The organism is Streptomyces sp. NPDC045778 (assembly GCF_056431945.1).
In genome coordinates this window covers 1-6,985 of the sequence record NZ_JBWKJZ010000074.1, presented here as the reverse complement: position 1 = coordinate 6,985, position 6,985 = coordinate 1, and the positions used below count along the sequence as shown (strand labels likewise).

Genomic DNA, 6,985 nt, shown 5'->3' with positions numbered 1-6,985 from the left:
GACACCCCGACGCCGTCAGCTCCGCGATCTGCTGAAGCGTCGCCCCGATGTCCGACGTACGCGTCGTCGTCATCGACTGCACCGACACCGGCGCGTCCCCGCCGACGGCCACCGTCCCCACCTGGATCTTGCGGCTGACCCTGCGGTCGGCCAGCTTGGTCGGAACGGACGGGATTCCGAGAGAAACGGCAGTCATCTGGCGTGCATCCCCAAGTGTGGATCAAGGTCCCGAGTTCGGCGGGCTCCGGGCTTCGCGGCATCGCGCTACAACGTCGCTTGTTCGCGGGTTCGAGATTACGGCACCCCACATGCCCCAAGCACATCCCGCCCCGATGTCCACCCATTGGCGGGTGGGACCGCACATACGAAGGCGGCCGGGCACAGATGGTGTCCGGCCGCCGCAAACTTCGTACGCCTAGGAAATTCTGACCGGATTCACCACATCCGCGATCAGGACCAGGATGGTGAAGCAGATGAAGATCCCCGCCACCACATAGGCCACGGGCATCAGCTTCGCCACGTCGAACGGGCCGGGGTCCGGTCGCCGCAGGACCTTCGCCGCGTTCCGGCGCAGCGACTCCCACAGTGCGCCGGCGATGTGACCGCCGTCCAGGGGCAGCAGCGGCAGCATGTTGAACAGGAACAGCGAGAGGTTGAACCCGGCCAGCAGGAACAGCATCAGCGCGATCTGGTTCTGCGGCGGGATGTCCAGGGTGAACACCTCACCGCCGACGCGGGCCGCGCCCACCACGCCCATCGGGGAGTCCTGCCCCCGCTCCCCGTCGCCGAACGCCGCGTCCCACAGGTCCGGGATCTTGGAGGGCAGGGCGATGATCGACTCGACGCCGTTCTCCATCATGGTGCCCATGCGGTCGACGGACTCGCCGAAGGACTGCTGGACGATGCCGGAGGCGGGCGTGAAGCCGAGGAATCCGGCGTACACGTACTTGCCCTCGACGTAGCCGCCGTCGCCGTCGGTCTTGCTGACCTGGTTCTTGATCAGGTTGGCGTGCAGGTCGAGGCGCTTGCCGTCACGCTCGACGGTGAGGGTCGCGGGGCCGATGGTGTCGCGGATCCGGGACTGGAGCGCGGACCAGTCGTCCACGTCCTTGCCCTGGAAGGCGACGATCTTGTCGCCCGCCTTGAGGCCCGCGGCCTTGGCGGGGGCGGGCTTGTCGCCCTTCTCGCACGTGGCGCGGTTCTCACCGGCCTCGATGACGCAGTCGGAGACCTTGCCGACCGAGGTGGTCTGGGTGCTGATGCCGAAGGTCATCATCACGCCGAGGAAGATCACGACGGCCAGGATCAGGTTCATGAACGGACCGGCGAACATGACGATCACGCGCTTCCACGGCTTGCGCGTGTAGAAGAGCCGGGACTCGTCGCCGGGCTTCAGCTCCTCGAACGCCGCCGAGCGCGCGTCCTCGATCATGCCGCGCCAGGGCGAGGTGGAGCGCGCCTCGAGGCGTCCGTCGGGCCCCGGCGGGAACATGCCGATCATGCGGATGTAGCCGCCGAGCGGGATGGCCTTGACGCCGTACTCGGTGTCGCCCTTCTTGCGGGAGAAGATCGTCGGGCCGAAGCCGACCATGTACTGCGGCACGCGGATGCCGAACATCTTCGCGGTCGACAGGTGGCCCAGCTCGTGCCAGGCGATCGAGAAGAGCAGCCCGATCACGAAGACGACTATGCCGAGGATCATCATCAAGGTCGTCATGCACGAGCCTCCGCGGTCATCTGGGTCGAAGCCGTCAGTTCCCGGGCCCGGGCCCGCGCCCAGGTCTCCGCTGCGAGGACGTCCGCCACGGTCAGGGAGGTTCCCGTACGCGGTGTGCCGTGCTCGGCGACGACCCGGGTGACGGTCTCCATGATGCCGTTGAACGGCAGCGTGCCCGCCAGGAAGGCGTCCACGCACTCCTCGTTGGCGGCATTGAACACCGCCGGGGCCGTGCCCGCGAGCTGCCCGACGTGCCGGGCGAGCCCCACCGAGGGGAACGCCTCGGTGTCGAGCGGGAAGAACTCCCAGCTGGAGGCCTTCGTCCAGTCGAAGGCGGGCGCCGCGTCCGGCACCCGCTCGGGCCAGCCGAGCCCGATCGCGATCGGCCCGCGCATGTCCGGCGGGGTGGCCTGGGCGAGCGTGGAGCCGTCGGTGAACTCGACCATGGAGTGCACGTACGACTGGGGGTGGACGACGACCTCGATGCGGTCGAAGGGGATGTCGTAGAGGAGGTGGGCCTCGATCACCTCCAGGCCCTTGTTCACCAGGGTCGCCGAGTTCACCGTGATCACCGGGCCCATCGCCCACGTCGGGTGGGCGAGCGCCTCGGCGGGCGTGACGTCGGCGAGGTCGGCCTTCGTCCGGCCGCGGAAGGGGCCGCCGGACGCGGTCACGACGAGCTTGCGGACGTCGGCGCGGGTGCCCGCGGCCAGGGCCTGGAAGAGCGCGGCGTGCTCGGAGTCGACCGGGATGATCTGGCCGGGCTTGGCGAGCGCCTTGACCAGCGGGCCGCCCACGATCAGCGACTCCTTGTTGGCGAGCGCGAGCGTGCGGCCCGCCTCCAGGGCGGCGAGCGTGGGGGCCAGGCCGATGGAGCCGGTGATGCCGTTCAGGACCGTGTGGCAGGGCGAGGCGGCGAGCTGGGTGGCCGCGTCCGGGCCCGCGAGGATCTCCGGCAGCGGCTCCCCGGCCCCGTACTCCTCGCGCAGCGCCTCCCGCAGGGCGGGCACGACGTCCTCGCGGGCGACCGCGACGGCCCGCACCCGAAGGCGCCTTGCCTGCTCGGCGAGCAGCGCGACCCGGCCGCCCGCGGCGGACAGGGCCGTGACCCGGAAGCGGTCGGGGTTGCGCAGCACGAGGTCGATCGCCTGCGTGCCGATCGAGCCCGTGGAGCCGAGGACGACGATCTCCCGCGGCCCGTCGGTGGTGACGGGGTCGAAGACGAGGTGCGGGTCGGCGAGGGGTGCGGGGCTTTCGCTCATGCCCACCATTGTGGCGTGTGCCCGGGCGCGGATGGCCCAGGCCCGCCCCTTCCCCGGCCTCAGCGGATCGGACGGTGCACGTTCTCCCTCCGGCTCGCCCCGGGCGTCGCGTCCGCGATCCACGGCCCGTCGTCGCTGGGGTCGATCACGCCCTGTTCGAGCCAGGTGTACGTACCGGCGAGGACGCCCTTGACGACCTTGCGGTCCAGGTCGTCGGTGTTGGTCCACAGGCGCCCGAACAGCTCGTCGACGCGGATGCGGGACTGCCGGCAGAAGGCGTCGGCCAGCTGGTACGCCTCGCGGCCGTACTCCTCGGTGGTGCGCAGCAGGTCGGCGCGTACGCATGCCGCGCTCATCGCGAACAGTTCCGCGCCGATGTCGACGATGCGGCCGAGGAAGCCCTGCTTGGTCTCCATGCGGCCCTGCCAGCGCGACATGCCGTAGAAGGTGGAGCGGGCCAGGCGCCGGGCCGCGCGCTCGACGTAGCGGAGGTGGCCCGAGAGGTCGGGGTGCCCCGCCGGGGCGAAGTCGGCGTACGCGCGCGGGAGCTGACCGGGTCCTGCGACGAGCTTGGGCAGCCAGCGGGCGTAGAAGGCGCCGGCGGCGGCGCCGGCCCTGGCCTTGTCGGACAGGGTCTTGTCCGGGTCGATCAGATCGCCCGCCACCTTCAGGTGGGCGTCGACGGCCTCGCGGGCGATGAGCAGGTGCATGATCTCCGTGGAGCCCTCGAAGATGCGGTTGATGCGCAGGTCGCGCAGGATCTGCTCGGCCGGTACGGCCCGCTCGCCGCGGGCCTTGAGGGACGCGGCGGTCTCGAAGCCGCGGCCGCCGCGGATCTGCACCAGCTCGTCGGCCATGAGGCAGGCCATCTCGGAGCCGTACAGCTTGGCGAGGGCGGCCTCGATGCGGATGTCGTTGCGGTCCTCGTCGGCCATCTGCGAGGACAGGTCGAGTACGGCTTCCAGGGCGAAGGTGGTGGCGGCGATGAAGGAGATCTTCGAGCCGACGGCCTCGTGGTACGCGACGGGCTTGCCCCACTGCTCGCGGGCGCCCGTCCACTCGCGGGCGATCTTCAGGCACCACTTGCCCGCGCCCACGCACATCGCGGGCAGGGAGAGGCGCCCGGTGTTGAGGGTGGTCAGGGCGATCTTCAGGCCCGCGCCCTCCGGGCCGATGCGGTTCGCGGCCGGGACGCGCACCTGGTGGAAGCGGGTGACGCCGTTCTCCAGGCCGCGCAGGCCCATGAAGGCGTTGCGGTTCTCGACCGTGATCCCCTCGGACGCCGCCTCGACGACGAACGCGGTGATGCCGCCCTTGTGCCCCTCGGACCGGGGCACGCGCGCCATGACCACGAGGAGGTCCGCGACGACGCCGTTGGTGGTCCACAGCTTCACGCCGTCCAGTACGTAGTCGTCGCCGTCGGGCACCGCGGTCGTCGCGAGCCGGGCCGGGTCGGAGCCGACGTCGGGCTCGGTGAGCAGGAAGGCGGAGATGTCGGTGCGGGCGCAGCGCGGCAGGAAGGCGTCCTTCTGCTCCTGGGTGCCGAAGATCTTCAGCGGCTGCGGTACGCCGATCGACTGGTGCGCGGACAGCAGGGCGCCGAGCGAGGGGCAGGCGGAGCCGACGAGGGCGAGGGCCTTGTTGTAGTACACCTGCGTCAGGCCGAGACCGCCGTACTTCGTGTCGATCTTCATGCCGAGCGCGCCCAGCTCCTTGAGGCCGTTGACCACCTCGTCCGGGATGAGGGCGTCCCGCTCGATGCGCTCGCCGTCGATCTCCGTCTCGCAGAAGTCGCGCAGCTTGGCCAGGAACTCCTCGCCGCGCTGGGCGTCCTGGGTGGCGGGCAGCGGGTGCGGGTGGATCAGGTCGAGCCGGAAGCGGCCGAGGAACAGCTCCTTGGCGAAGCTGGGCTTGCGCCAGTCCTGCTCGCGGGCGGCCTCGGCGACCTGGCGGGCCTCGCGTTCGGTGACGGAGGGCTGCGACGCGGGGGACGGGGGTGGGGTGGTTGGTGCGGACATGAGGCTCACCTCGCCGCGAGTCGGGATCGTGGACCGATCAGGAATCGTCACAGAACCGGATCATGGTTACTCACCGGTGCTACTCGATCGTTGGTACCCGATTCCGCCCGTCCTCACCAGCCCTCGCGCAGCGAATGCACGGATACGGCCGGAGCCCCCGTGCGGGGACTCCGGCCGTATCGGAGGGGTTCGACGCGTTAAAGGGCCAGGCCGGTGAGGACCATGACGCGCTCGTACGTGTAGTCGTCCATGGCGTAGCGGACGCCCTCGCGGCCGACGCCGGACTGCTTCACGCCGCCGTACGGCATCTGGTCCGCGCGGTAGGAGGGGGCGTCGCCGATGACGACGCCGCCGACCTCAAGGGCGCGGTGGGCGCGGAAGGCCGTCTGGAGGTCGTGCGTGAACACGCCCGCCTGGAGGCCGTACTTGGAGTTGTTCACGGTGTCGAAGGCGGCCTGCTCGCCGTCCACCTTCGTGATCGTGAGCACCGGTCCGAAGACCTCCTCGCGGGCGAGGGTGGTGTCGCCCGGCACGTCGGCGAGGACGGTCGGGGCGTACGTGGCGCCGTCGCGCTTGCCGCCGGTGAGCAGCGTGGCGCCGGCCCGGACGGCCTCGTCGACCCAGGACTCCACCCGCTTGGCCGCGTCCTCGCTGACCAGCGGGCCGACGTCGGTCTTCGGGTCGGAGGGGTCGCCGGTCACCTGGGCCTCGACGGCCTCGACGACCTTCGCCACGAGCCGGTCGTGGACGGAGGCGTCGGCGATGACCCGCTGCACGGAGATGCAGGACTGGCCGCCCTGGTAGTTGGAGAAGGTCGCGATGCGGCTCGCGGCCCAGTCCAGGTCCTCCTCGGAGGAGAAGTCGCCGAGCACGACCGCCGCGCCGTTGCCGCCCAGCTCCAGGGTGCAGTGCTTGCGCGGCACCGAGTCCATGATCTGGTAGCCGACCTTGTCGGAGCCCGTGAAGGAGATGACCGGAAGGCGCTCGTCCTGGACGAGGGCGGGCATCTTGTCGTTGGCGACCGGAAGCACGGACCACGAGCCCGCGGGCAGGTCCGTCTCGGCGAGCAGCTCACCGAGGATCAGACCGCTGAGCGGGGTCGCCGGGGCGGGCTTGAGGATGATCGGCGTGCCGACGGCGATCGCGGGGGCGACCTTGTGGGCGCACAGGTTCAGCGGGAAGTTGAACGGCGCGATGCCGAGGACGACGCCCTTGGGGAAGCGGCGGGTGAGCGCGAGGCGGCCCTGGCCGCCCTGGTCGGTGTCCAGGCGCTGGGCCTCGCCGCCGTTGAAGCGGCGGGCCTCCTCGGCGGCGAAGCGGAACACCGAGATGGCGCGGCCGACCTCGCCGCGGGCCCACTTGACCGGCTTGCCGTTCTCGGCGGAGATGAGCTGCGCGATCTCCTCGGTGCGCTCCACCAGGCGCTCCGAGACATGGGCGAGGGCGGCGGCGCGTACGTGGGCCGGGGTGGCCGCGAACTCGTCGCGGACCGCGTAGGCCGCGGCGACGGCCTCCTCCACCTGGGCGTCGGTCGGGACGGCCGCCTTGCCGACGAGCCGCCCGTCCCACGGCGAGGTGACGTCGAGCGTGGTCTCACCGGTGGCCTGGCGACCGGCGACCCAGAAGGCGTGAATGGAAGTCATACGAATCCCGGCCCTTCGCGGAGGTTCGTGTCCTGCGTTTACGGGTTCCACCGTAGGGGTGCGGGTTTCGCCGGTGGTTTGTCCGAGTCGGCGCAGTGGCGAGTGCCCGCGCGCCGGATTGTCAGGGCGGCCCTCCTCGAACGCCGGACGGGCTGGATGGTGCCGCTCGCGGCAGGTTTCAGCCCGTCCGGCGTTTGGAGACGAGCGCGCAGCGCGATAGGCCGCGCCGACCCACCGGACAGGCCCTAGTTGTATTGACCCGCAGGGTTGTTCACGCGGCTGATGGGTGGGTGGCCGCCGAGTGCGGTGTGGCAGCGGTGGTGGTTGTAGGTGTGCAGGAAGTCT

General features: G+C 70.8%; 5 protein-coding genes and 1 pseudogene. All 6 read right to left on the bottom strand.

Annotated elements, in window-relative coordinates; translation table 11 throughout:
• Positions 1-196 (bottom strand): flavodoxin-dependent (E)-4-hydroxy-3-methylbut-2-enyl-diphosphate synthase (locus AC07GB_RS39730; protein WP_478854462.1); only part of this gene is annotated, 196 nt, incomplete at its 3' end.
• Positions 197-415: 219 nt separating this feature from the next.
• A complete protein-coding gene (locus tag AC07GB_RS39725; RefSeq protein WP_478854460.1) occupies positions 416-1,717 on the bottom strand; it encodes a M50 family metallopeptidase in 1,302 nt (433 codons plus the stop codon).
• Positions 1,714-2,979, bottom strand: coding sequence for a 1-deoxy-D-xylulose-5-phosphate reductoisomerase (dxr, locus tag AC07GB_RS39720; RefSeq protein WP_478854458.1), 1,266 nt, complete (start codon positions 2,977-2,979; stop codon positions 1,714-1,716). Before dxr ends, AC07GB_RS39725 begins: the two co-directional genes overlap by 4 nt.
• Before the next feature lie 59 nt (positions 2,980-3,038).
• On the bottom strand, positions 3,039-4,997 hold the full coding sequence (locus tag AC07GB_RS39715; RefSeq protein ID WP_478854456.1) for an acyl-CoA dehydrogenase family protein: 1,959 nt from the start codon (positions 4,995-4,997) through the stop codon (positions 3,039-3,041).
• Positions 4,998-5,194: 197 nt separating this feature from the next.
• Positions 5,195-6,640: an aldehyde dehydrogenase family protein gene (locus AC07GB_RS39710; protein ID WP_478854454.1), complete on the bottom strand. Its 1,446-nt coding sequence runs from the start codon at positions 6,638-6,640 to the stop codon at positions 5,195-5,197.
• A gap of 245 nt (positions 6,641-6,885) precedes the next feature.
• A pseudogene (locus AC07GB_RS39705) lies at positions 6,886-6,985 on the bottom strand (IS481 family transposase); the annotation flags it as partial.

What these genes read in the sequence shown, in the direction of transcription:
- AC07GB_RS39725 (WP_478854460.1), bottom strand. Translation starts at nt 1,717, where the DNA reads ATGACGACCTTGATGATGATCCTCGGCATAGTCGTCTTCGTGATCGGG.
- AC07GB_RS39715 (WP_478854456.1), bottom strand. Translation starts at nt 4,997, where the DNA reads ATGTCCGCACCAACCACCCCACCCCCGTCCCCCGCGTCGCAGCCCTCC.
- dxr (WP_478854458.1), bottom strand. Translation starts at nt 2,979, where the DNA reads ATGAGCGAAAGCCCCGCACCCCTCGCCGACCCGCACCTCGTCTTCGAC.
- AC07GB_RS39710 (WP_478854454.1), bottom strand. Translation starts at nt 6,640, where the DNA reads ATGACTTCCATTCACGCCTTCTGGGTCGCCGGTCGCCAGGCCACCGGT.